General features: G+C 63.6%; 17 protein-coding genes. 10 read left to right on the plus strand and 7 right to left on the minus strand.

Going from position 1 to position 23,658, the window contains the following annotated elements; genetic code table 11:
* Positions 1–5: 5 nt before the first annotated feature.
* The 5 genes from FHW75_RS18530 to FHW75_RS18550 all read right to left on the minus strand — a co-directional run bounded on the left by FHW75_RS18530 (position 6) and on the right by FHW75_RS18550 (position 4,426).
* A complete protein-coding gene (locus FHW75_RS18530; protein ID WP_016713839.1) occupies positions 6–1,250 on the minus strand; it encodes an FAD-binding oxidoreductase in 1,245 nt (414 codons plus the stop codon).
* A 16-nt stretch (positions 1,251–1,266) separates the two neighbouring features.
* On the minus strand, positions 1,267–1,977 hold the full coding sequence (locus tag FHW75_RS18535) for an ABC transporter permease (protein WP_019098354.1): 711 nt from the start codon (positions 1,975–1,977) through the stop codon (positions 1,267–1,269).
* A complete protein-coding gene (locus FHW75_RS18540) occupies positions 1,974–2,693 on the minus strand; it encodes an ABC transporter permease (RefSeq protein WP_016713841.1) in 720 nt (239 codons plus the stop codon). The genes FHW75_RS18535 and FHW75_RS18540 overlap by 4 nt, the downstream gene beginning before the upstream one ends.
* A gap of 85 nt (positions 2,694–2,778) precedes the next feature.
* The gene (locus FHW75_RS18545; RefSeq protein ID WP_019098355.1) at positions 2,779–3,531 is read right to left on the minus strand and encodes a transporter substrate-binding domain-containing protein; all 753 of its coding nucleotides are present in this window, start codon (positions 3,529–3,531) and stop codon (positions 2,779–2,781) included.
* A 22-nt stretch (positions 3,532–3,553) separates the two neighbouring features.
* Positions 3,554–4,426, minus strand: a complete 873-nt coding sequence (locus FHW75_RS18550; RefSeq protein WP_016713843.1) for a MurR/RpiR family transcriptional regulator — start codon at positions 4,424–4,426, stop codon at positions 3,554–3,556.
* Between the two features lie 143 nt (positions 4,427–4,569).
* On the opposite strand from FHW75_RS18550, the gene FHW75_RS18555 reads away from it, so the two are divergent.
* The 9 genes from FHW75_RS18555 (at position 4,570) to FHW75_RS18595 (ending at position 20,651) form a co-directional block, all read left to right on the plus strand.
* Positions 4,570–5,595: an Ldh family oxidoreductase gene (locus FHW75_RS18555; protein WP_183674209.1), complete on the plus strand. Its 1,026-nt coding sequence runs from the start codon at positions 4,570–4,572 to the stop codon at positions 5,593–5,595.
* Positions 5,596–5,801: 206 nt separating this feature from the next.
* Positions 5,802–6,998, plus strand: a complete 1,197-nt coding sequence (locus FHW75_RS18560; protein ID WP_019098357.1) for an amino acid aminotransferase — start codon at positions 5,802–5,804, stop codon at positions 6,996–6,998.
* A 207-nt stretch (positions 6,999–7,205) separates the two neighbouring features.
* On the plus strand, positions 7,206–8,486 hold the full coding sequence (locus tag FHW75_RS18565; RefSeq protein ID WP_025752601.1) for a serine/threonine transporter: 1,281 nt from the start codon (positions 7,206–7,208) through the stop codon (positions 8,484–8,486).
* Positions 8,487–8,652: 166 nt separating this feature from the next.
* The gene (tpx, locus tag FHW75_RS18570; RefSeq protein WP_019098358.1) at positions 8,653–9,153 is read left to right on the plus strand and encodes a thiol peroxidase; all 501 of its coding nucleotides are present in this window, start codon (positions 8,653–8,655) and stop codon (positions 9,151–9,153) included.
* A gap of 260 nt (positions 9,154–9,413) precedes the next feature.
* Positions 9,414–10,727, plus strand: a complete 1,314-nt coding sequence (locus tag FHW75_RS18575) for an MdtA/MuxA family multidrug efflux RND transporter periplasmic adaptor subunit (RefSeq protein WP_025752600.1) — start codon at positions 9,414–9,416, stop codon at positions 10,725–10,727.
* The gene (locus tag FHW75_RS18580) at positions 10,724–13,822 is read left to right on the plus strand and encodes an MdtB/MuxB family multidrug efflux RND transporter permease subunit (RefSeq protein WP_019098360.1); all 3,099 of its coding nucleotides are present in this window, start codon (positions 10,724–10,726) and stop codon (positions 13,820–13,822) included. Before FHW75_RS18575 ends, FHW75_RS18580 begins: the two co-directional genes overlap by 4 nt.
* Positions 13,819–16,926: an efflux RND transporter permease subunit gene (locus tag FHW75_RS18585; protein WP_019098361.1), complete on the plus strand. Its 3,108-nt coding sequence runs from the start codon at positions 13,819–13,821 to the stop codon at positions 16,924–16,926. The genes FHW75_RS18580 and FHW75_RS18585 overlap by 4 nt, the downstream gene beginning before the upstream one ends.
* Positions 16,923–18,413: an efflux transporter outer membrane subunit gene (locus tag FHW75_RS18590; protein ID WP_016713852.1), complete on the plus strand. Its 1,491-nt coding sequence runs from the start codon at positions 16,923–16,925 to the stop codon at positions 18,411–18,413. The genes FHW75_RS18585 and FHW75_RS18590 overlap by 4 nt, the downstream gene beginning before the upstream one ends.
* A gap of 150 nt (positions 18,414–18,563) precedes the next feature.
* On the plus strand, positions 18,564–20,651 hold the full coding sequence (locus FHW75_RS18595; RefSeq protein ID WP_019098362.1) for a bifunctional diguanylate cyclase/phosphodiesterase: 2,088 nt from the start codon (positions 18,564–18,566) through the stop codon (positions 20,649–20,651).
* Here the strand turns inward: FHW75_RS18595 and FHW75_RS18600 are convergent.
* A complete protein-coding gene (locus FHW75_RS18600) occupies positions 20,648–20,908 on the minus strand; it encodes a DUF1652 domain-containing protein (protein WP_019098363.1) in 261 nt (86 codons plus the stop codon). The genes FHW75_RS18595 and FHW75_RS18600 overlap by 4 nt on opposite strands.
* A gap of 274 nt (positions 20,909–21,182) precedes the next feature.
* Entirely contained in the window at positions 21,183–21,830 is a 648-nt protein-coding gene (locus FHW75_RS18605) for a DUF1345 domain-containing protein (protein ID WP_019098364.1), read from the minus strand.
* Positions 21,831–21,959: 129 nt separating this feature from the next.
* On the opposite strand from FHW75_RS18605, the gene pgm reads away from it, so the two are divergent.
* The gene (gene pgm, locus FHW75_RS18610; protein WP_019098365.1) at positions 21,960–23,597 is read left to right on the plus strand and encodes a phosphoglucomutase (alpha-D-glucose-1,6-bisphosphate-dependent); all 1,638 of its coding nucleotides are present in this window, start codon (positions 21,960–21,962) and stop codon (positions 23,595–23,597) included.
* Positions 23,598–23,658: the final 61 nt, after the last annotated feature.

Consider the following 23,658-nt stretch of genomic DNA (forward strand, 5'->3'; position numbering starts at 1 on the left):
TGGGTTCAGTCGAAACGGGTCGCGCTGTAGGGCGCGGGGTCGGTGAAGGGGTGTTCGCCGGTGATCAGCTCGGCCACCAGCCGACCGCTGACCGGGCCCAGGGTGAGGCCGTGGTGGGCGTGGCCGAAGTTGAACCACAGCCCCGGGTGGCGCGGTGCAGGGCCGATCACCGGGCGCATGTCGGGCAGGCACGGGCGACGGCCCAGCCACGGCGTGTCATCCAGGCGTTCGCCCAAGGCCGGGAACAGCTTGCGCGCCAGGGCCTCGCAGCGGCCCAGCTGGATCTGGTTGCCGGGCGCGCTGGCTGCGTCGAACTCGATGCCGGTCGTCAGTCGCACGCCGCGCGCCATCGGTGCCAGCACGTAGCCGCCCTGGGTATCGCAAATGGAGTGCTCCAGTTGCGCACCGTCACGAGTGCTGTAGTGCATGTGGTAGCCGCGCTTGATCGCCAGCGGGATCTGGTAGCCCAGGCCGCTGAACAGTTCGGCCGACTGTGGGCCTAGGCAGGCCACCACCTCGTCGGCGGTAATCGGGCCGCGGCGGCTCTCGACCCGCCATTGGCCGTTGGCTTGGCGCAGGCTGCGCGCATCACCATGCAGGAACTGCCCGCCGCGCTGCTGAAACAGCGCCGCGTAGCCACGGGTGAGGGCGCCTGGGTTGTTCACGGTCTTCGGGTCGAGCCAGTGGATGCCGCCGACCACGGTGGCGTCCAGCTGGTGCTCGCGGGCCTGCAGTTGCCCGCATTCAAGGATTTCAAATTGCAAGCCATAGCGGCTCAGGCCTTTGGCATCGGCCTTGGCCTGCTCGAACAGGGCCGGGTCGCGGAACACTTCGATCCAGCCTTTGGCCTGCACCAGCCCTTCAAGGCCGGCAGCAGCGATCAGCGCGTCGTGTTCTTCGACGCAGCGCTGCACCAGCGGCAGCATGTCAGCGGCGGCGCCGGCCAGCCGGCCAGGGGCTGAATGACGCCAGTAGCGCCACAGCCACGGCGCGGCCTTGGGCAGGTGCGCCAGGCTGTAGCGCACATCGGGCTGGCGGTTCAGGCCGTAGCGCAGTAATGCGCCCAGTTGCCGGGGAAAGGCATAGGGGATGACGCTGGAGCGTTCGATCAACCCGGCGTTGCCGTGGCTGGTACCGCTGCCCGGTTCGTCGCGGTCGATCAGGATCACCTGGCGCCCGCGGGCCTGCAGGTGCAGCGCGGTGCTGACGCCGACGATGCCGGCGCCGAGGACAAGGGTCTGGCAATGCATGGAACGTATCCTTCGGTCAGTTCAGGTGGCGGCCCAGGCGGGCTTCCAGGTGTTTCAGCAGGCGCCGCACCAGTTCCACGATCACCAGGTAGAGCACAGCGGCCCACAGGTAGATCTGGAAGTCGAAACTGCGCGAGAAGGCCAGTTTGGTCACGCCCATGAGGTCGTAGATGGTCACCAGCGAGGCAATCGCGCTGGCCTTGATCATCAGGATCAGTTCGTTGCCCAGTGGGCCTATGGCCACCAGCAGCGACTGCGGCAGGATCACCTTGAAGAAGGTGGTCGAGCGTTTCAGGTTCAGCGCCCGGGCTGCCTCATGCTGGCCGGGTGCCACGGCCATCAGGCTGCCGCGGAAGATCTCGGCCTGGTAGGCGGCGGTGTTCAGGGTGAATGCCAGCAAGGTGCAGTACCACGCCTCGCGGAAGAACCACCACAGGCCGACGTCCTGCCAGAAGCCCTTGAGCGAGCCCAGGCCGTAATACAGCAGAAACAGTTGGGCCAGCAGCGGCGAGCCACGGAAGAAGTACACATAACCGGCGGCCATACGCTGCAGCACCAGGCTGCGCGACATGCGAGCCAGGGCCAGCAACAGGCCGAGCACGGCGCCCAGACTGAAGGAAATGGCCACCAGCTTGGCGGTTACCAGCAGGCCATCGAGAAAGCGTGGGCCGTAACGTTCCAGCAGGTCGGGGTCGAGCACCAGTGCCAGCAGTTGTTCGAAGCTCATGCGCGTGCTCCTTGCAGGTGGCGGTTGCTGCGCCGTTCGATGTAGGCGAACACGCGCCCGGAAAGTGCCGCGAACAGCAGATAACCCAGGCAGGCGACGCCGTAGAAAAACATCGGCTCCTTGGTCACGCTGACCGCCAGGTTGGTCTGGCGCATCAGGTCGACCAGCGAAATGGTCGACACCAGCGAGGTGTCCTTGAGCAGCGACAGCCAGTTGTTTGACAAGCCGGGCAGGGCGATGCGGGTCAGTTGCGGCAACAGCACCTTGAAGAAGCCGGTGCGCTTGCTCAGGCCCAGTGCCGAGCAGGCTTCCAGCTGGCCTTTGGGCAGGGTCTTGAAGGCTGCCAGCCAGATCTCGCTGGAAAACGCGGCGAACACCAGGCTGAAGGCAATCATCGCGGCAAGGAAGGTGTTGATCAGGAACTCACCCTCGTAGCCCATGGCAGCCAGAATTTTCTGCGCGGCAATCTGGCAGCCATAATAAATGATGAGCAACGTCAGCAGCTCTGGCAGGCCGCGGAACACGGTAGAGAACGTGGTGGCCCAGGCCCGTGGCAGGCGTTTGCGCGAGCGTGCGGCCAGGGCGACTACCAGGCCCAGCGGCAGGCCGATGGGCAGGCAGGCCAGGGCGAGGGAAACCGTAACCAGCGCGCCGGCCAGCAGCGCCTGGCCCCAGCCTCCGCTGGCGAAGGACAGCAAGGACAATTGATCGAGCATGACAAACCCCTTGGACGGGTAGTGCGGTCTCTGTGGGAGCGACGCAACGCCGTTCCCATAGAGATTTCGCAAGACTTCCTGAAGATCAGTTGTAGATATCGAAGGCGAAGTACTTGCTGGCGATCTTCTGGTAGGTGCCGTTGGCCACGATCTGTTGCAGTGCAACGTTCAGGCGCTGGCGCAGGGCCTCGTCTTCCTTGCGCACGGCAATGGCAGCATCGGCTTTGGTGTTTGCCACGTCGCCGAGGATCTTGCAGCAATCCCCACCGTTCTTGGTCATCCACTCGTGCAGCGGGAATTTGTCGGCAATCACCCCGTCCAGGCGCCCGGCGGCCAGGTCGGCGTTGGCTTCGTCCATGGTCGGGTACAGCTTCACGTCGGCGCCGGCTTTGCCATACACGTCTTCGGCGTAGATGGCCTGGGTGGACGACGACTGGGCGCCAACGGTGTAGCCGACAAAGTCGGTCTGGGCGCTGTCGATCTTGCTGTCCTTGGCGACGGCAACGGTCAGCGGGGTGCGGTAGTAATGGTCGGTGAAGGCGATTTTCTTGCGACGTTCTTCGGTGTCGATCATCGAGGCGACAATAGCGTCGTACTTGCGTGCCATCAGGGCCGGGATGATGCCCTCCCAGTCCTGGGCCACCAGCGTGCACTCGACTTTCATCTGTTCGCACAGGGCGTGGGTGATGTCGATGTCGAAGCCGTGCAGTTTGTTATCGGCATCGACATAGTTGAAGGGCGGGTAGGCGCCCTCGGTGGCAAAACGCAGGGTTTCGGCACTGGCGGCACCCGTCAGCAGCAGGGCACACGCACCCACCAAGGCCATGGTCTTGTTCATCTCGCACCTCATTGCACTCTTGCTATTGTTGTTTGCCCGCCGACCACGAGGTGTAGCCGACGAACTCGTTATGTAGAGCGGCAGTCGCTTCCAAGCGTTTTTCAACATCAGGCCCGAGTTTCTTGCAGACCTCGTTGACCATCAGGTGAACCCACGACAGCATCGTCGAGGTGGATTCCCAGAACAGGTTGAACTCGGTGGGGATGCGGAACACCTCGTCGGCGTTGGCATCGGCCCAGTCACAGAAGGTGTCGGTCACCAGGGTGACCGCGATGCCCGCCTCGCGCGCCTTCTGGCACAGCATCAAGGCATGGCGGGAATAACGGCGCGCTTCGAACACCACCAGGGCGCTGTCTTCGGCGCGGCCAAGCAGCACTTCGCCGAAGTGCCCGGCGCTGATATCGACCAGTTGTACGCCATCGCGCAGGTATTGCAGCAAGTGGCTCATGCACATGGCCACGCCGCGCTCGGTCTGGAAGCCGGCGATGAACACCCGTGGCTTGCTGGCCAGGCGCTGCGCCACGCTGTGCCAGGCCGGGCTCTGGCGGTACTCGTGCACGCGCACCAGGGCGGCGATTTCCAGCTCCAGGCTGCCGGCGTTGTCGCTGGCGTCCTGGTTCTGGCGGTAATCTTGCAGGCGGTCGCCCACCAGCCACGGGCCATCGCCCAAGTCGTTCTGCAGGTCTTGTTTTAATGCCTTGAGGTGGGCATAACCCAATGAACGGCAGAAGCGCCCGACGCTGGATTCACTGACGCCCAGCTTGGCCGCGATGCTGGCTGAAGTCTGGAACGGCAGTTCGTGCAGGTTGGCAAGCATGTAGGTGGCGATCTTGCGGCCCGAGGCAGCGGCTCCTTCGAGGCTGTTTTCCAGGCGTTGCTTGATCGGTTGGCTCATGCTGTGGCTCCAAGGGTAAGGCTTGGGGAAGAAAATGAATGTTTTCTGTCATCAAGTCAACATTTGACAGATTGCTGTCACATGCAGGAAAGTTTTTGTCGTTGCAACGCTGTAGCCATTCCAATACCAACAAGGAGCTTCAGATGTCCGCACCTTCTACCGGCACTGTCGTGCGTGTGCCTTTTACCGAACTGCAGGGCCTGTTGCAGGCCATCTTCCGGCGCCATGGCTGCAGCGAGCGTGTGGCTGGGGTGCTGGCTTACAACTGTGCCAGTGCCCAGCGTGATGGCGCGCACAGCCATGGGGTATTCCGCATGCCCGGGTATGTTTCGACCCTGGCCAGTGGCTGGGTGGACGGCCAGGCCATACCTAAGGTCAGTGATGTAGCTGCCGGCTATGTCAGTGTCGATGCAGCCGGCGGCTTCGCCCAGCCGGCGCTGGCTGCGGCCCGCGAGTTGTTGGTGGCCAAGGCGCGCAATGCCGGCATTGCCGTATTGGCAATCCACAACTCGCACCACTTCGCGGCACTGTGGCCGGATGTAGAGCCGTTTGCCGAAGAGGGCCTGGTGGCCCTGAGCGTGGTCAACAGCATGACCTGTGTGGTGCCGCATGGCGCCCGCAAGCCACTGTTCGGCACCAACCCCATCGCGTTTGCTGCGCCATGCGCCGAACACGACCCGATCGTCTTCGACATGGCCACCAGCGCCATGGCCCACGGTGACGTGCAGATTGCTGCGCGTGCCGGCCAGCAACTACCGGAAGGCATGGGTGTGGATGCCAATGGCGAGCCGACCACCGACCCGCTGGCGATTCTGGAGGGTGGCGCCTTGCTACCGTTTGGCGGGCACAAGGGCTCGGCGCTCTCGATGATGGTCGAGTTGCTGGCGGCGGCGCTGACCGGTGGGCATTTCTCCTGGGAGTTCGACTGGTCGGGGTACCCAGGGGCGAAAACGCCATGGACCGGGCAACTGATCATCGTCATCGACCCGCACAAGGCCGAGGGCGAGCGCTTTGCCCAGCGCAGCCGCGAGCTGGTGGAACAGATGCAGGCGGTGGGGTTGACGCGCATGCCGGGTGAGCGGCGATACCGCAAGCGTGAGGTGGCTGAGGAGGAGGGGGTGGCGGTGACCGAGCAGGAGTTGCAGGGCCTGAAAGACTTGCTTGGCTGACCCGGCCCTTTCGCGGGCACGCGCGCTCCCACAGGTACGCGCTGAACCTGTGGGAGCGGGCGTGCCCGCGAAGAATCCAGCACAAATTCCCAGCCATGCAATGTTGCATAGACAACCTTGCACAATAGTGGATGTTCCTGAACCCGCACTCCGGGTATGCTCAACGCTGACTTTTCGTACTGTCCTGATCCAAGGAGCTGCACGCTGTGTTCAAACATGTCGATGCCTATGCCGGCGACCCGATCCTCTCGTTGATGGAAACCTTCAAGGCCGATCCGCGCGCCGACAAGGTCAACCTGAGTATCGGCCTGTACTACGATGAGGCTGGCGTGGTGCCGCAACTGGCGGCTGTGGATGCGGTGGAAAAACGCATCGCCGGCCAGGACCACGAAGCTTCCCTGTACCTGCCGATGGAAGGCCTGGCCAGCTACCGCCAGGCGATCCAGGCACTGCTGTTCGGTGCCGATCACCCGGCTGTGACCGGCGGCCGCGTGGCCACCGTGCAGACCGTGGGTGGCTCCGGCGCCCTGAAAGTCGGTGCCGACTTCCTCAAGCGCTATTTCCCGCAGTCCGAAGTCTGGGTCAGCAACCCAACCTGGGACAACCACCGCGCCATCTTCGAAGGCGCCGGCTTCAAGGTGCACACCTACCCGTACTTCGACCAGGCCACCCGTGGAGTGGACTTCGACGGCATGCTGGACACCCTGCAGACCCTGCCGGCCAACAGCGTGGTACTGCTGCACCCCTGCTGCCACAACCCGACCGGCGCCGACCTGGAACAACACCAGTGGCAGCAAGTGGTCGAAGTGGTCAAGGCACGCCAGCTGATCCCGTTCCTCGACATCGCCTACCAAGGCTTCGCCGAAGGCCTGGTGGAAGACGCCTACGCCATCCGCGAAATGGCCCGTGCCGGTGTGCCGTGCCTGGTCAGCAACTCGTTCTCGAAAATCTTCTCGCTGTATGGCGAGCGGGTAGGCGGCCTGTCGGTGGTCTGCGACGATGACGCCACCGCCCAGAGCGTTCTTGGCCAGCTCAAGGCCACCGTACGCCGCAACTACTCCAGCCCGCCCAACTTCGGCGCCCAACTGGTCGCTGGCGTGCTGAGCGATGCCGGCCTCAATGCCCAATGGGCCGAAGAAGTGGAAGTGATGCGCAAGCGTATCCTCGACATGCGCCAGGCGCTGGTCGATGCCCTGGCGGTGCTGTTGCCAGGCCAGGACTTCCAGTTCTTCCTGCGCCAGCGTGGCATGTTCAGCTACACCGGCTTCAGCGTCGAGCAGGTGCGCCGCCTGCGGGACGAATTCGGGGTGTACCTGATCGACAGTGGCCGCGTGTGCATGTCCGGCCTGCGCCCGGCCAACCTGCAACGGGTTGCCGAAGCGTTCGCTGCCGTCCAGAAGTAACACCGCCAAGGGGCCTGCGCGGCCCCTTGCATTTCCTGTCGGCACAACCCGCTTGTAAAGACAAGTGCAACCGCCCCTCGGAAAGGGGCTTCGCAAGTGCAACCTTTCCGTGCACAATCGCGCCCCTCTTTTCCGGTTGAGTTGGGCGAAGGCACTATTTCGCCATTCTCAGCCTGTTGCAGTCTTGCGAGTGGAGCTTCACCCGGAATGAATGAGCAGGCCCCAAGCGTTGAACAACGCTTTGCAGAATCGACCCCCGCCACCCTTGGCAGCTGGGCGCGTCACGACACTACCTGGATGCTGGGCCTGTTCGGCACAGCCATCGGCGCCGGAACCCTGTTCCTGCCGATCAACGCTGGCCTTGGCGGTTTCTGGCCGCTGCTGATCCTGGCCATCCTGGCCTTCCCGATGACGTACTTTGCCCACCGTGGTCTGACCCGGTTCGTCCTGTCGGGGCGCAACGGTGGCGACATCACCGAGGTGGTCAAGGAGCACTTCGGCAGCACCGCCGGTGCCTCGATCACCGTGCTGTATTTCTTCGCAATCTTCCCCATCCTGCTTATCTATAGCGTGGCGCTGACCAACACCGTGTCCAGCTTCATGGAGCACCAGCTGCACATGGCGCCGCCACCGCGGGCCATCCTGTCGTTCGTGCTGATCCTCGGCCTGCTGGCCATCGTGCGTTGCGGCGAGCAGGCCACGGTCAAGGTCATGAGCCTGCTGGTGTACCCGTTCATCGTCGCCCTGGCGCTGCTTGGCCTGTACCTGGTGCCGCACTGGACCGGTGGCATCCTCGACAGCGCCACCCAGGTGCCGCCGGCTTCGGCGTTCCTGCACACCCTGTGGCTGGCCATTCCGGTGATGGTGTTCTCGTTCAACCATTCGCCGATCATCTCGGCCTTCGCGGTGGACCAGAAGCGCCGTTACGGCGAGCACGCCGATGAGCGCAGCGGCCAGATCCTGCGCCGTGCTCACTTGCTGATGGTGGTGATGGTGCTGTTCTTCGTGTTCAGTTGCGTGCTCACCCTCAGCAGCGCCCAGCTGGCCGAAGCCAAGGCACAGAACCTGTCGATCCTGTCGTACCTGGCCAACCACTTCAGCAACCCGACTATCGCGTTCGCTGCACCGCTGATCGCCTTCGTGGCTATCGCCAAGTCGTTCCTGGGCCACTACATCGGTGCCAGCGAAGGCCTGAAGGGCATCATCACCAAGGCTGGCGCGCGCCCGGGTGCCAAAACCCTGGACCGCGTGGTTGCTGCACTGATGCTGGTGGTGTGCTGGATCGTTGCCACCCTCAACCCGAGCATCCTCGGCATGATCGAGTCGCTCGGCGGCCCGATCCTGGCGGTGCTGCTGTTCCTGATGCCGATGTATGCCATTCGCCGCGTACCGTCGATGCGCAAGTACAGCGGTGCGGCCTCCAACGTGTTCGTCGTGGTGGTCGGCCTGGTTGCGTTGACTTCGGTGGTTTACGGCCTGCTGGGCTGATTCGCCCCCTGCAATGAGGAATGCCCGGGTTGCTTGTCGCAACCTGGGCATTTTTTTGTCCACAAAAAGTGTCGGGAAATAGAACAATTTCACCTGACCCATAGGCACCCGGCCGGCTTCATGCTTAACTCAGTGTCCTTTTCAAACCCAGCATAAGGATTTCGTCATGGCTCAAGTGACTCTCAAAGGCGGCCCGGTTCAGGTTAACGGCAACCTGCCACAGGTCGGCGCCCAGGCTCCGGCTTTCTCCCTGGTCGGTGAAGGCCTGGCTGACAAGTCGCTGAAAGACTTCGCCGGCAAGCGCAAAGTGCTGAACATTTTCCCGAGCGTCGACACCCCAACCTGCGCTACCTCCGTGCGCAAGTTCAACGCCCAGGCCAACGATGTCGCCAACACTGTCGTGCTGTGCATCTCCGCCGACCTGCCGTTCGCCCAGGCACGCTTCTGCGGTGCTGAAGGCCTGGAAAACGTGAAGAACCTGTCGACCCTGCGTGGCCGCGAGTTCCTCGAAAACTACGGCGTCGCCATCGCCGACGGCCCGCTGGCCGGCCTGGCTGCCCGCGCGGTGGTAGTGCTGGACGAGAACGACAAGGTGCTGCACAGCGAGCTGGTTGGCGAAATCGCTGACGAACCGAACTACGATGCAGCCCTTGCTGTACTGAAGTAAGGATTGCGTGGGGCAGGGCGGTGGAGTCCTGTGCCGGCCATAGGGCCAGCACAGGCAGCGGACCCCTTGAGCCCGCCACCGCTCCAGGCAACACCCTGTAACGGCCCGGAACGCTCTCCGGGCCGTTTTCATTTAAAATTCCGCGTCTTGGCAACGTCAGCCTAAGGTAAACCTCTGGTAAAGGCCCTTTGCTTAAACGATGCCATTGCTTATCGTCCACCCTCCCCAAGTCGCCATTCCGAACAAGGTTCGTTCAACCCATGCAAGCGTCCAATTCCCGTTCCCCCCGTCGCTGGCTCGTTGGCCTGCTGATCCTGCTGCTGGTGGCTGCACTGGCCTGGTGGCTGTGGCCTGCAGCAACGCCTGCGCATAAAGAAGCCAGTGGCGGCGGCGGGCGCGGCGGCAAGGGCATGGGCATGATGGGCGGTCGCCCGGGCTTTGGCGGCTCCAGCGAAGCGGTACCCGTGCGCGTCGAGCCGGTGCGAGTGGGTGATTTCCCGCTGTACTACAAGGCCCTTGGCACGGTCACCGCGACCAACACCGTCAACGTACGCAGCCGCGTGGCTGGCGAACTGGTGAAAATCCACTTCAAGGAAGGCCAGCAGGTCAAGGCCGGCGACTTGCTCGCCGAAATCGACCCGCGCTCGTACCGCATCGCCTTGCAGCAAGCCGAAGGCACCTTGGCGCAGAACCAGGCGCAGTTGAAGAACGCCCAGGTCGACCTGGCCCGTTACAAAGGCCTGTACGCCGAAGACAGCATCGCCAAGCAAACCCTCGACACCGCCGAAGCACAGGTGGCGCAATTCCAGGGGCTGGTCAAGACCAACCAGGCCCAGGTCAACGATGCCCGCCTGAACCTCGACTTCACCCAGATCCGTGCGCCGATCAGCGGCCGTGTCGGCCTGCGTCAGCTTGACCTGGGCAACCTGGTGGCGACCAACGACACCACCGCACTGGTGGTCATCACCCAGACCGAGCCGATCAACGTCGCCTTCACCCTGCCGGAAACCCAGCTGAGCACCGTGCTGGAGCGTTATCGCAGTGGCGCCAGCCTGCCGGTCGAGGCCTGGGACCGCAGTGACAGCAAATTGCAATCTACCGGCGTGCTGGGCAGCATCGACAACCAGATCGACACCACCACTGGCACCCTCAAATTCAAAGGCCGCTTCGAGAATAAGGACCTGGCCCTGTTCCCCAACCAGTTCGTCAACGTGCGTTTGCTGGCCGATACCCTCAAGCAGGTGGTCATGGCCCCGGCGGCGGCCATCCAGTTCGGCAATGACGGTAGCTTCGCCTACGTGGTCAATGCCGAGAACACCGTTAACGTGCGCAAGGTCAAGGTGGGCGCCAGTGATGGCGAGAACAGCGTCATTCTCGACGGCCTGAAGGCCGGTGACCGGCTGGTGCTGGAAGGTACCGACCGCCTGCGCGAAGGCACCAAGGTTGAAGTGGTCGAAGACAGCTCGCAAGTGCCGACCACCCCGGGCCAGCACCTGCAAGGGCAAGAGGCCAAAGGTTCGGCGCAAACCGGTGAAGCACAACCTGGCAAAGCAGCAGGCAAGGCGGGCGCATGAACCTCTCGCGTCTGTTCATTCTGCGGCCGGTCGCCACCACGCTGAGCATGCTGGCCATCGTCCTGGCCGGCCTGATCGCCTACAAGCTGCTGCCGGTTTCTGCCTTGCCGCAGGTGGATTACCCGACCATCCGCGTCATGACCCTGTACCCCGGCGCCAGCCCGCAGGTCATGACCAGTGCAGTCACCGCACCGCTAGAGCGCCAGTTCGGCCAGATGCCTGGCCTTGAGCAAATGGCCTCGACCAGCTCCGGCGGCGCGTCGGTGCTGACCTTGCGCTTCAACCTCGACATGAACATGGACGTTGCCGAGCAACAGGTGCAGGCCGCGATCAACGCCGCCAGCAACCTGCTGCCCAGCGACCTGCCAGCGCCACCGGTGTACAACAAGGTCAACCCGGCCGACACCCCGGTGCTGACCTTGGCCATCTCCAGCAAGACCATGCCGCTGCCCAAGCTCAACGACCTGGTCGACACCCGCGTGGCGCAAAAGCTCGCGCAGATCAGTGGCGTGGGCATGGTCAGCATTGCCGGCGGCCAGCGCCAGGCAGTGCGCATCAAGGTCAACGTCGATGCCTTGGCCGCCAACGGCCTGAACCTGGATGACGTGCGCACGCTGATTGGCGCGTCCAACGTCAACCAGCCCAAGGGCAACTTCGACGGCCCGACCCGGGTGTCGATGCTCGATGCCAACGACCAGCTGCGTTCCCCCGAGGAATACGCCAACCTGATCCTGGCCTACAACAACGGTGCGCCGCTGCGCTTGAAAGACGTGGCCGAAATTGTCGACGGCGCGGAGAACGAGCGCCTGGCCGCCTGGGCCAACGAAAATCATGCAGTGCTGTTGAATATCCAGCGTCAGCCGGGCGCCAACGTGATCGAAGTGGTCGACCGCATCAAGGACTTGTTGCCTTCGATCACCGACAACCTGCCGGCTGGGCTGGATGTGTCGGTGTTGACCGACCGTACCCAGACCATTCGCGCAGCCGTGAAGGACGTACAGCACGAACTGCTGATCGCCATCGCCCTGGTGGTGATGGTCACCTTCCTCTTTCTGCGCCGCTTCAGTGCCACCATTATCCCTTCGATTGCCGTGCCTTTGTCGCTGATCGGCACCTTCGGCGTCATGTACCTGGCCGGTTTTTCGGTCAACAACCTGACGCTGATGGCCCTGACCATCGCCACCGGCTTCGTGGTCGATGATGCCATCGTGATGCTGGAAAACATCTCGCGGCATATCGAAGAGGGTGAGACGCCCATGCAGGCGGCGCTCAAGGGCGCCCGGCAAATCGGCTTCACCTTGATTTCCCTGACCTTCTCGCTGATCGCGGTACTGATCCCGCTGCTGTTCATGGCTGACGTGGTTGGCCGGCTGTTCCGCGAGTTCGCCATTACCCTGGCGGTGGCCATCCTGATTTCCCTGGTGGTGTCGCTGACCCTGACGCCGATGATGTGCGCCCGGCTGCTCAAACGCGAGCCCAAGGAAGAAGAGCAGGGGCGCTTCTACCGTGCCAGTGGTGCCTGGATCGACTGGCTGATCAAGCACTACGGCAGTGCCCTGCAATGGGTGCTGAAGCACCAGCCGCTGACCCTGCTGGTCGCCGTGGCCAGCCTGGCGCTGACGGTGTTCTTGTACATGGTGGTGCCCAAGGGCTTCTTCCCGGTGCAGGACACCGGGGTAATCCAGGGCATTTCCGAAGCGCCGCAGTCCACCTCGTTTGCCGCCATGAGCGAGCGCCAGCAGGCCCTGAGCAAGGTCATCCTGCAGGACCCGGCGGTTCAAAGTCTGTCGTCCTATATCGGTGTAGACGGCGACAACGCCACGCTCAACAGTGGCCGCCTGCTGATCAACCTCAAGCCCCATGGCGAACGGGATGTCACCGCCAGCGAGGTCATCAGCCGCCTGCAGCCGCAACTCGACCGGCTGGTGGGTATCCGCCTGTTCATGCAGCCGGTGCAAGACCTGAGTATCGAAGACCGTGTCAGCCGCACCCAGTACCAGTTCAGCCTGTCGTCGCCCGACGCCGACCTGTTGGCCCAATGGAGCAGCAAGCTGGTACAGGCGCTGCAGCAGCGCCCGGAACTGGCCGACGTGGCCAGCGACCTGCAGGACAAAGGCTTGCAGGTCTACCTGGTGATTGACCGTGACATGGCCAGCCGCCTGGGCATCACGGTGTCGCAGATCACCAACGCCCTGTATGACGCCTTTGGCCAACGGCAGATCTCCACCATCTACACCCAGGCCAGCCAGTACCGTGTGGTACTGCAGTCGCAGGACGCGGCACTTATCGGCCCGCGAGCGCTGGAGTCGATTCACGTCAAGGCCACCGATGGCGGCCAGGTGCGCCTGTCGGCGCTGGCGCGTATTGAGCAGCGCCAGGCCCAGTTGGCCATTTCCCACATCGGCCAGTTCCCGGCAGTCACCCTGTCGTTCAACCTGGCCCACGGTGCATCGCTGGGCGAAGCCGTTCAGGTGATCGAGCAGGTACAGAAGGACATCGGCATGCCGCTGGGCGTGCAAACCCGCTTCCAGGGTGCGGCGCAGGCCTTCCAGGCATCGCTGTCGAGCACCTTGCTGCTGATCCTGGCGGCGGTGGTGACCATGTACATCGTGCTGGGGGTGCTGTACGAAAGCTACATTCACCCGGTGACCATCCTCTCGACCTTGCCGTCGGCAGCAGTGGGCGCTTTGCTGGCGCTGCTCATTAGCGGCAACGACCTGGGCATGATCGCCATCATCGGTATCATCCTGCTGATCGGTATCGTCAAGAAGAATGCCATCATGATGATCGACTTCGCCCTGGAGGCCGAGCGTAACCAAAGCATGAGCCCGCGCGATGCCATCTACCAGGCCGCGCTGCTGCGCTTCCGGCCGATCCTGATGACCACCCTGGCCGCGCTGTTCGGTGCCGTGCCGCTGATGCTCGCCACCGGTTCCGGCGCCGAGCTGCGTCAGCCACTGGGCCTGGTGATGGTGGGCGGTTTGCTGGTCAGCCAGGTGCTGACGCTGTTCACCACCCCGGTCATCTACCTCTACTTCGACCGCCTGGCTCGCCGCTGGCGCCCGGCCACTGATGTGAAGCAGGCCGAGGCATGAACCTGTCCGGTCCTTTCATCCGTCGCCCGGTGGCGACCATGCTGTTGAGCCTGGCGATCATGCTGCTGGGTGGGGTCAGCTTCGGCTTGCTGCCGGTGGCGCCGCTGCCGCAGATGGACTTCCCGGTGATCGTGGTGTCGGCCAACCTGTCCGGCGCCAGCCCGGAAGTGATGGCCTCCACTGTGGCCACGCCGCTGGAGCGCAAGCTGGGCAGCATTGCTGGCGTGACCACCCTGACCAGCAGCTCCAACCAAGGCTCCACACGGGTGATCATCGGCTTCGAGATGGGCCGCGACATCGACGGTGCGGCGCGCGAGGTGCAGGCGGCGATCAACGCCACCCGTAACCTGCTGCCCAGCGGCATGCGCAGCATGCCCACCTACAAAAAGATCAACCCGTCCCAGGCGCCGATCATGGTGCTGTCGCTGACCTCGGATGTGCTGCAGAAAGGCCAGCTGTACGACCTGGCCGACACCATCCTGTCGCAGAGCCTGGCCCAGGTGTCGGGGGTAGGGGAGGTGCAGATCGGCGGCAGCTCGCTGCCGGCGGTGCGTATCGCCGTCGAGCCGCAACTGCTCAACCAGTACAACCTGTCGCTGGACGAAGTGCGCACGGCGGTGTCCAACGCCAACCAGCGTAGGCCCATGGGCTTTGTCGAGGACGCCGAGCGCAACTGGCAGGTGCGCGCCAACGACCAGCTGGAAAGCGCCAAGGACTACGAGCCGGTGGTGATCCGCCAGCAAAACGGTACCATCCTGCGCCTGTCCGACGTGGCGACCATCACCGATGGCGTCGAGAACCGGTACAACAGCGGCTTCTTCAATGACCAGGCGGCCGTGCTGCTGGTGGTCAACCGCCAGACCGGCGCCAACATCATCGAAACGGTTGACCAGATCAAGGCACAGCTGCCGGCCCTGCAGTCGTTGCTGCCAGCCAGCGTGCAACTGAACGTGGCCATGGACCGCTCGCCCGTGATCAAGGCCACCCTGAAAGAGGCCGAGCACACCCTGCTGATTGCCGTAGTGCTGGTGATCCTGGTGGTGTACCTGTTCCTCGGCAGCCTGCGCGCCTCGCTGATCCCCAGCCTGGCCGTGCCGGTGTCGCTGGTGGGCACCTTCGCGGTCATGTATCTGTGCGGGTTCTCGCTGAACAACCTGTCGCTGATGGCGCTGATTCTGGCTACCGGCCTGGTGGTGGACGACGCCATCGTGGTGCTGGAAAACATCTCGCGGCACATCGAGGACGGCCAGCCGCCGATGAAGGCGGCCTTCCTCGGCGCCAAGGAAGTAGGCTTCACCTTGCTGTCGATGAACGTGTCGCTGGTGGCGGTATTCGTCTCCATCCTGTTCATGGGTGGCATCGTGCGCAACCTGTTCCAGGAGTTCTCCATCACCTTGGCGGCGGCGATCATCGTGTCGCTGGTGGTGTCGCTGACCCTGACGCCCATGCTCTGCGCCCGCTGGCTCAAACCGCATCAGGCCGAGCAGACACGCCTGCAACGCTGGAGCGACAAACTGCACCAGCGCATGGTCAACGCCTACGACCGCAGCCTGGGCTGGGCCCTGCGCCACAATCGCCTGACGCTGCTCAGCCTGTTGGCCACCATCGGCATCAACATCGCGCTGTACGTAGTGGTGCCCAAGACGTTGATCCCGCAGCAGGACACCGGGCAGCTGATGGGCTTTATCCGCGGCGACGACGGGCTGTCGTTCACCGTGATGCAGCCGAAGATGGAAATCTACCGCCGTGCATTGCTCGCCGACCCGGCAGTGCAGAGCGTTGCAGGTTTCATCGGTGGCAACAGCGGTACCAACAACGCCATGGTGCTGGTGCGGCTGAAACCGATCAGCGAGCGCAAGATCGATGCGCAGAAGGTGATCGAGCGCCTGCGCAAGGAAATGCCCAAAGTGCCTGGCGGGCGCCTGTTCCTGATGGCCGACCAGGACCTGCAACTGGGCGGCGGTGGCCGTGACCAGACGTCGTCGCAGTACCTGTATACCCTGCAGAGTGGCGACCTGGCAGCGCTGCGTGAGTGGTTCCCGAAAGTGGTCGCTGCTGTACGTGCACTGCCGGAACTCACTGCTATCGATGCGCGTGACGGTGCCGGCACCCAGCAGGTGACCCTGGTGGTCGACCGCGACCAGGCCAAGCGCCTGGGCATCGACATGGACATGGTTACCACGGTGTTGAACAACGCCTACAGCCAGCGGCAGATTTCTACCATCTACGACAGCCTCAACCAGTACCAGGTGGTGCTGGAGATCAACCCGAAATACGCCTGGGACCCAAGCACCCTGGAGCAAGTGCAGGTGATCACCGCCGAGGGCGCCCGCGTGCCGCTGTCCACCATCGCCCACTACGAAAACAGCCTGGCCAACGACCGCGTCAGCCACGAAGGCCAGTTCGCCTCGGAAGACATTGCCTTCGACGTCGCGGAAGGCTACAGCCCCGACCAGGCCATGGCAGCGCTGGAGCGCGCAGTGGCCAAGTTGGGCTTGCCTGAGGAAGTGATCGCCAAGCTGGGTGGCACTGCCGACGCCTTTGCCAAGACGCAGGAGGGCCAACCGTTCATGATCCTCGGTGCGCTGGTGCTGGTGTACCTGGTGCTGGGCATCTTGTACGAAAGCTACATTCACCCGCTGACCATTCTTTCGACACTGCCTTCAGCCGGTGTCGGGGCCTTGCTCGCGTTGTACGTCACGGGGGGCGAGTTCAGCCTGATCTCGCTGCTGGGGCTGTTCCTGCTGATTGGCGTGGTGAAGAAAAACGCCATCCTGATGATCGACCTGGCCTTGCAACTGGAGCGTCACCAAGGGCTGTCGCCGGAGGAGTCGATTCGCCGGGCGTGCCTGCTGCGCCTGCGGCCGATCCTGATGACCACCCTGGCGGCCATTCTTGGCGCCTTGCCGCTGCTGTTGAGCCATGCAGAAGGTGCAGAAATGCGCCAGCCGCTGGGCCTGACCATCATTGGTGGCCTGGTGTTCAGCCAGATCCTCACCCTTTACACGACGCCGGTGGTCTACCTGTACCTGGACCGCCTGCGCCACCGTTTCAACCGTTGGCGCGGCGTGCGCACCGACGCCGCCCTGGAAAACCCGCTATGACTTTTGCCCAGACCCCACTTCATCGTGCCCTGCAAACGCTGACCCGTGGGCGTGGCTCGCGCCTGCTCGGCGCCGGGTTGTGCGTGGCCCTGCTCAGTGCCTGTACCTTGAGCCCGGACTACCATCGCCCCGAACTTAACAGCTCGGCGGCGCAGTTCAAGCACGCCGAAGGCTGGACCCAGGCCGCCCCATCCGACGCCATCGCCCGCGGCGCCTGGTGGGAAATCTACGGCGATGCCGGGCTCAATGCGCTGGTTGAGGAACTGAACCGTAGCAACCAGACCGTAGCGCAATCAGAAGCCCAGTACCGCCAGGCCCAGGCGCTGGTGCGCAGCAGCCGCGCGGCGTTGTTCCCGAGCCTGGACCTGAGCACCAGCAAGAACCGCTCGGCCCAGGGCACCGGCAGTTCCAGTTCGAGCCTGTCCAACAACAGCAGCGGTATTCGCAACACCTACAACGCGCAGTTGGGTGTGAGCTGGGAAATCGACCTGTGGGGCAAGCTGCGCGAAACCATGAATGCCAACGAGGCCAGTGCCGAAGCCAGCTTCGCCGACCTCGCGTCGATCCGCTTGAGCCAGCAATCCGAGCTGGTGCAGAACTACCTGCAACTGCGGGTAATAGACGAGCAAAAGCGTCTGCTGGAAGCCACTGTGGCGGCCTACGAGCGCTCGTTGCGGATGAACGAAAACCAGTATCGCGCCGGCGTTGCGGGGCCGGATGCGGTGGCCCAGGCACGCACCCAGCTCAAGAGCACCCAGGCTGACCTGATCGACCTGATCTGGCAGCGTGCGCAGTTCGAAAACGCCATTGCCGTGCTGTTGGGCAAAACCCCGGCCGACTTTGCTCTGGCCGACAGCAAGGACATTCCTGCGCTGCCGCAAATCCCGGTATCCCTGCCTTCGCAGCTGCTGGAGCGGCGCCCGGATATTGCTGCTGCCGAGCGTAACGTGATGGCCGCCAATGCCAACATCGGCGTGTCACGGGCGGCGTATTTCCCCGATCTGAGCCTGAGCATGAGCGGCGGCTATTCCAGCAGCAGCTTCAGCAACTGGATCGAGCTGCCCAACCGCTACTGGTCGGTAGGCCCGCAACTGGCGCTGACCCTGTTCGACGCTGGCAAGCGCAGCGCCGAGGTGGACCGCACGGTGGCCGCGTATGACCAGACCGTGGCGCAATACCGCCAGACCGTGCTCGACGGCTTCAAGGAAGTGGAGAACCTGCTGGTGCAGTTGAAGGTGTACGGCGATGAAGCGGTGGTGCGCCAGGAAGCGCTGGATGCCGCCCGCGAGTCGCTGCGCCTGACCGAGAACCAGTACCGCGCAGGGTTGATCGGCTACCTGGATGTGGTGAACGTGCAGACCACGGCATTGAGCAACGAGCGCAGTGTGTTGAACCTGTTGCAAGGTCGCTTGGTGGCCAGTGTGCAGCTGGTGGCTGCGCTGGGTGGCGGCTGGGATGCAGAACAGGCATTTGCCGAGCAGGATTGACCTGCTCTCTGCGTTCCAAAGGGGCTGGACATTCTCCCGCAGAGAGTGCATTGGATCCATTCCCATTCGCAGAAACCCCGTGCGTTTCGCCTAAGCTTGAGTACAATCGTCAGCTTTTGCCGGGCCCCCTGTCCCGTCGCTGGAACTCCAATGCTGACCGGTAGCTACTCCTCTTCGCTGGTGCTGATTTCGCTGTGCGTGGCGATTCTGGCGTCTTATACCGCCCTTGACCTGACCGGCCGCATCGCCACGGCCAAGGGCCGGGCTGCCTACTTGTGGATGGGGGGCGGCGCGTTGGCCATGGGCATCGGCGTGTGGTCGATGCACTTTATCGGCATGCTCGCGTTCAGCCTGCCTATCGACCTGGGTTATGACCTGGCGCTTACCGCGTTCTCGCTGCTGATCGCCGTGCTGTCCTCGGGCTTTGCCCTGTGGCTGGTTAGCCAGCCGAGCCTGCCGTGCCTGCAACTGGGCTTCGGCGCGCTGATCATGGGCGCCGGCATCGCCTGCATGCACTACACCGGCATGGCCGCGCTGCGCATGCTGCCGGGCATCGACTATGACCCGACGCTGTTTGGCGCTTCGCTGCTGATTGCCGTGGGTGCGTCTGCGGCGGCGTTATGGATCGCCTTCCGTCTGCGCAAACACACCCCCTACGTGCGGCAGATCCGCGGGCTGGCGGCAGTGGTCATGGGGTTTGCCATCGTCGGCATGCATTACACCGGCATGGCGGCGGCGAACTTCCCCGAAGGCAGTTTCTGCGGTGCGCTGGCAGGTGGGTTGCAGGGCGACAGCCTGGTTTACCTGGTGTTGATCACTACCTTGGCGGTGTTGGCCGTGGCCTTGCTCACCTCGGTGCTGGACGCGCGCCTGGAGGCGCGCACCGCCGAACTGGCCCGTTCGCTGACCCTGGCCAACCAGGAGCTCACCCAGCTGGCCCTGCACGATACCCTGACCGATCTGCCCAACCGCACGTTGCTGGCCGACCGCATCGAGCAGGCCATTGCCAGGGTGGCGGAGCAGGGCGGCTGTTTTGCCCTGATGTTCATTGATCTGGACGGTTTCAAACCGGTCAACGATGCCTTCGGTCACCACATTGGCGACCTGCTGCTCAAGGCCGTGGCGGGGCGGCTGCGCGGCCACTTGCACAGCCAGGACACGTTGGCGCGCATCGGCGGTGACGAGTTCGTGCTGCTGGTGGAATTGCAGGAGCCGAACGATGCCATGGACGTGGCGGTCAAGCAGGTCAACCTGGTGTCGCGACCATTCCGCGTGGCCGAACACGACCTGCAACTGTCGGCGAGCCTGGGCATTGTCCTGTATCCGGGCAACGGCCAGGACCAGCACGAGCTGTTGCGCAATGCCGACGCTGCCATGTACCACGCCAAGAGCGCCGGCAAGAACGGCTACAGCTTCTTCGACGTGTCGATGAACAGCAACGCCCGCCAGCAACTGCAACTGCTGCAGGACCTGCGCCAGGCGCTGGAGCAGCGCCAGTTCCGGTTGCACTACCAGCCCAAGTTCGACGCCCAGGCTTGTCAGCCGATCGGTGCCGAGGCCTTGCTGCGCTGGGAACACCCGCAGCAAGGGCTACTGCTGCCTGACCGCTTCATTGGCCTGGCAGAGAAAACCGGCCTGATCATTCCTATCGGTGAATGGGTGCTGGACGAAGCCTGCCGGCAGATGCGCCAGTGGCTGGACCAAGGGCATCAAGGCTGGCGCATGGCCGTGAACCTGTCGGCCATCCAGTTCTGCCATGCCGGGCTGGTCGAGAGCGTGGCCCGGGCCCTGCAACAGAACGGCCTGCCGGCCAACTGCCTGACACTGGAAATTACCGAAACCACCGCCATGCACGATGCCGATGCCAGCCTGACCGTGCTGCAACGCCTGTCCGACATGGGTGTGGACCTGTCCATCGATGATTTTGGCACCGGCTACTCCAGCCTGATGTACCTCAAACGCCTGCCGGCCAACGAGCTGAAGATCGACCGTGGCTTCGTGCGTGACCTGGAACAGGACAGCGACGATGCAGCGATTGTCTCGGCCATCGTCGCACTGGGCCAGGCGCTGGGCCTGCGCATCGTTGCCGAAGGGGTGGAGACCGACAAGCAGCAAGACTTCCTGACCCGACTTGGGTGTGATTCGCTGCAAGGCTACCTGCTGGGCCAGCCCGTGCCCGCCGAACAGTTCATGAGCAAGTTGCAAGCATTGCGGCCGCAAGATACCGCAGCGGGCTAGACGGCATCGCGCAAGGTGAAGCTGGGGATGAACGCGTCCATCTCCGCTTCGACGGCCTCGATGATGCGTTCAACGTCGGCGGCAGCCATGACTGCCGTGCAGGGGATACCGGCTATGGCCAGTAGCGTTTCGCCGGTAGCGCGGTCGAAGAGTCGCGCCACCATGCTGCGTGGCGCATCCATGATGGCCTCGAAGCCCAGCGGGTGAAAATGCCAGCGCATCACCTGGCAGGCGTTGGGGAACGTCATCTTGTTCATGCCTGCCTCCTTGTCCGTGCCTGGACGTGGTGAGCGGATGGCCACATCGATGCGGCTGCCGGGAATGTAAACATAGCAGCTGCCACGCGTGATTCTCGGTTGCAAATACGACAAATGTGCCAATGCATGACAGCGGTCACATACGCGTCACGAAATCCTTGGCGCTGCAGTCGGCAGGGCAAACGTTTTCCAGGCGTGATAGGAACGGTTTTCCGCTCTGTTAAGTCCGGTTTCAGAGCTGTTTGGCACACAGTTTTTCAGACGAGTGGTGCGCTCAGCCCAGCAACCCGGCGGCAATGTTGATGGTGAACCCCAGAATTGCGGTATTGAACACGAAACCTACGATGGAATGCGCCAGCACGATCCGCCGCAGCCGCCTGCCGGCAACCCCCACATCTGACGTTTGCACGGCCACGCTGATGGTGAACGAGAAGTAGTGAAAGTCCCAATAGTCCGGGTTGCGCTCGCCATCGGCGAAGCGCAGCGGTGGCTCGTGATTCTGCCCGGTATAGAACAGCCGGGCGTAATGCAGGCTGAAGATGCAGCCAATCAGCAGCCAGGAACCGGCCACGGTCAGGCCGGTGTAGAGGTAGTGCAGGGCCAGGTCTGCGCCTTGCAGCCCACGGCTGGACACCAGTTGCAGGGTGACTGCGGCGAGGCTGGCGATGGCGGCAATGCACACGGTGAGCAGGACCAGGCCTGCGTTTTCGTCTTCGACGCGGGCAACCTTGCGGACCTTTTCCGGGCCGGCGCCCCAGCTCAGGTACAGCACCAGCAACAGGTAAAGCCAGACGCCCAGGTTCCAGCCAGCGAGGATGTGTTGCACGGCGTCATCGGCAGGGATCAGCCAGGCGCCAATCAGGCCTGCCGCTGCGGCGAAGCTCAGGCGGGGGTGGGTACGGGTCAGGCGGTGGAAAGCCATGGGGCCTCATTCACGGTGGGTGTGGTCTCTACTCTAGCTTGTTCTTTGCCGGCACCCATCGCACACCCTTGCAACTCTCAGTACACTGCACGTTCCAACACCAACATCTGTTGAACTCGAGGTTTTTGCATGACGCTCAGTCCTTTGGCAGGCAAGCCGGCTCCGGCCAGCGTGCTGGTCGATATTCCCCGACTGCTCACCGCCTATTACACCGGCCGCCCAGACGCTGCCGTGGCGGCCCAGCGGGTGGCCTTCGGCACCTCGGGGCACCGGGGCACTTCGCTTGAATTGAGTTTCAACGAATACCACGTGCTGGCCATCACCCAGGCCATCTGCCTGTACCGCCAGGAAAAGGGTATCGATGGCCCGCTGTTCATCGGCGCCGACACTCACGCCCTGTCGGCCCCGGCCACGGCCAGCGCGCTGGAAGTGCTGGCGGCCAACGGCGTGCAAGTCAGGTTGTCGAAGGACGACGAATACACGCCCACGCCGGCTGTGTCCCACGCCATCCTCTGCCACAACCGTGGCCGCCAGCAGGGCCTGGCCGACGGCATCGTCATCACCCCGTCGCACAACCCGCCGCAAAGCGGTGGCTTCAAGTACAACCCGCCCAATGGCGGCCCGGCCGACAGCGATGTGACCAAGTGGGTCGAGGCCAAGGCCAACGAACTGCTGGCGGCGAACCTGGCAGGCGTCAAGCGCATGGACCATGCCCAGGCGCTGCAGGCCCCGACCACCCAGCGCCACGATTACGTGAGCAGCTATGTGGCGGACCTGGAAAACGTCATCGACTTCGATGTCATCCGTGGCGCCAAACTGCGCCTGGGCGTCGACCCGCTGGGCGGGGCAGGGGTGCGCTACTGGTCGGCCATTGCCGAACACTACAAGCTGGACCTGGAAGTGGTGAACACCGAGGTAGACCCCACCTTCCGCTTCATGACCGTCGACTGGGACGGCCAGATCCGCATGGACCCGTCCTCGCCATACGCCATGCAGGGCCTGATCGGCCTTCGCGAGCGCTTCGATGTGGCCTTCGCCTGCGATCCGGACCACGACCGCCACGGCATCGTTACCCCGGAAGGCCTGCTGCAACCGAACAACTACCTGGCTGTGGCCATCGACTACCTGTACCGCCACCGCCCGCAATGGCGTAGCGATGCTGCCGTTGGCAAAACCGTGGTGTCCAGCGGCCTGATCGACCGCGTCACCCAGCGTCTGGGCCGTGAGCTGTACGAAGTGCCGGTGGGCTTCAAGTTCTTTGCCCAAGGGTTGTTCGACGGCTCGCTGGGCTTTGGCGGCGAAGAGAGTGCCGGTGCGTCGTTCCTGCGCCGCGATGGCTCCGTGTGGGCGACCGACAAAGACGGGCTGATCCCGGCCTTGCTGGCTGCCGAGATGACCGCCCGCACCGGTCGTAACCCGAGCCAGGCCTACGCGGACCTGACCGAAGCCTTGGGCAAACCGTACGCTACCCGGGTCGAAGCCAAGGCCGATGCGCGGCAGAAAGCGCTGCTGAGCAAGCTGGCGCCGGAGCAGGTCAAGTCGACCGAACTGGCCGGTGAGCCTATCGTGCAGATCCTCAGCCACGCGCCGGGCAATGGCCAGGCGATTGGCGGGCTGAAGGTGATGACCGCCAACGGATGGTTCGCCGCACGGCCGTCGGGCACCGAGGACATCTACAAGATCTACGCCGAAAGCTTCATCGACGAGGCGCACCTGCAGCGCCTGGTGCAGGAAGCGCAGGTGCTGGTGGATGCAGCGATTGCCTGACCGGTAACAAACCGCTTGGCCCTGCGCCGCAACGTAAATTAGAATTAATCCTATTTACGCC

The sequence above is a fragment of the Pseudomonas sp. OG7 genome (assembly GCF_014192825.1).
Lineage (GTDB): Bacteria > Pseudomonadota > Gammaproteobacteria > Pseudomonadales > Pseudomonadaceae > Aquipseudomonas > Aquipseudomonas monteilii.

Excerpts from the sequence above, each read along its gene's own strand:
- FHW75_RS18530 (WP_016713839.1), bottom strand. The coding sequence starts at position 1,250 with ATGCATTGCCAGACCCTTGTCCTCGGCGCCGGCATCGTCGGCGTCAGC.
- FHW75_RS18535 (WP_019098354.1), bottom strand. The coding sequence starts at position 1,977 with ATGAGCTTCGAACAACTGCTGGCACTGGTGCTCGACCCCGACCTGCTG.
- FHW75_RS18540 (WP_016713841.1), bottom strand. The coding sequence starts at position 2,693 with ATGCTCGATCAATTGTCCTTGCTGTCCTTCGCCAGCGGAGGCTGGGGC.
- FHW75_RS18545 (WP_019098355.1), bottom strand. The coding sequence starts at position 3,531 with ATGAACAAGACCATGGCCTTGGTGGGTGCGTGTGCCCTGCTGCTGACG.
- FHW75_RS18550 (WP_016713843.1), bottom strand. The coding sequence starts at position 4,426 with ATGAGCCAACCGATCAAGCAACGCCTGGAAAACAGCCTCGAAGGAGCC.
- FHW75_RS18555 (WP_183674209.1), top strand. The coding sequence starts at position 4,570 with ATGTCCGCACCTTCTACCGGCACTGTCGTGCGTGTGCCTTTTACCGAA.
- FHW75_RS18565 (WP_025752601.1), top strand. The coding sequence starts at position 7,206 with ATGAATGAGCAGGCCCCAAGCGTTGAACAACGCTTTGCAGAATCGACC.
- tpx (WP_019098358.1), top strand. The coding sequence starts at position 8,653 with ATGGCTCAAGTGACTCTCAAAGGCGGCCCGGTTCAGGTTAACGGCAAC.
- FHW75_RS18575 (WP_025752600.1), top strand. The coding sequence starts at position 9,414 with ATGCAAGCGTCCAATTCCCGTTCCCCCCGTCGCTGGCTCGTTGGCCTG.
- FHW75_RS18580 (WP_019098360.1), top strand. The coding sequence starts at position 10,724 with ATGAACCTCTCGCGTCTGTTCATTCTGCGGCCGGTCGCCACCACGCTG.
- FHW75_RS18585 (WP_019098361.1), top strand. The coding sequence starts at position 13,819 with ATGAACCTGTCCGGTCCTTTCATCCGTCGCCCGGTGGCGACCATGCTG.
- FHW75_RS18590 (WP_016713852.1), top strand. The coding sequence starts at position 16,923 with ATGACTTTTGCCCAGACCCCACTTCATCGTGCCCTGCAAACGCTGACC.
- FHW75_RS18595 (WP_019098362.1), top strand. The coding sequence starts at position 18,564 with ATGCTGACCGGTAGCTACTCCTCTTCGCTGGTGCTGATTTCGCTGTGC.
- FHW75_RS18600 (WP_019098363.1), bottom strand. The coding sequence starts at position 20,908 with ATGAACAAGATGACGTTCCCCAACGCCTGCCAGGTGATGCGCTGGCAT.
- FHW75_RS18605 (WP_019098364.1), bottom strand. The coding sequence starts at position 21,830 with ATGGCTTTCCACCGCCTGACCCGTACCCACCCCCGCCTGAGCTTCGCC.
- pgm (WP_019098365.1), top strand. The coding sequence starts at position 21,960 with ATGACGCTCAGTCCTTTGGCAGGCAAGCCGGCTCCGGCCAGCGTGCTG.